Source organism: Vibrio sp. 970, assembly GCF_033339075.1.
In genome coordinates this window covers 1-565 of the sequence record NZ_JAWOTW010000636.1, presented here as the reverse complement: position 1 = coordinate 565, position 565 = coordinate 1, and the positions used below count along the sequence as shown (strand labels likewise).

At 45.7% G+C, this 565-nt stretch carries 1 protein-coding gene; it reads right to left on the bottom strand.

All coding sequences use genetic code 11. The features are described 5' to 3' along the window. A partial coding sequence (locus R7Q11_RS28325; protein ID WP_225467246.1) for a biotin--[acetyl-CoA-carboxylase] ligase occupies positions 1-565 on the bottom strand: 565 nt, incomplete at both ends.

The window sequence follows — 565 nt, the reverse complement described above, 5'->3', positions numbered from 1 at the left end:
CAATGTAGGTTTCCAAACCATTTTCAGTTTTGAGCACCACCCCACCCTGTTGGTCGATACCTTGTACCACTCCGTGTATTTCTCTCGGTCCCATAAGAAGCTTAACCGGTCGGCCGATAAAGTTGTCCAAACGATTCCAACGTTCAACAAAACCACCCAGTCCAGTCAGTTCATATTCTTCTAACGCGGCTTTCCAATGATCGATAAGACGTATCGCCAATTGAGTTCTATCGATACTCACTTCATTGGAAATTTGGTTGAGTGTTGTCCAAGGTTGATCAATACCGGGCTGCACATCAGGCATGCCAATATTTAATCCCATTCCAATCACTAAGTGAGCTGCGCCTCCTGCTTGACCAGACATCTCCACTAAAATACCGGCTAGTTTTTTATCTTGATAGTAGATGTCGTTTGGCCACTTAAGCTTAACACCTTGGATACCGATACTTTCCAGTGCTTCGACTGCAGCAATACCCACGACCAAACTCAGTCCCATCGCTGCCGCCATACCCGCATCTAAACGCCAGTACATAGACAAATACAGATTGGTGCCAAATGGCGATAT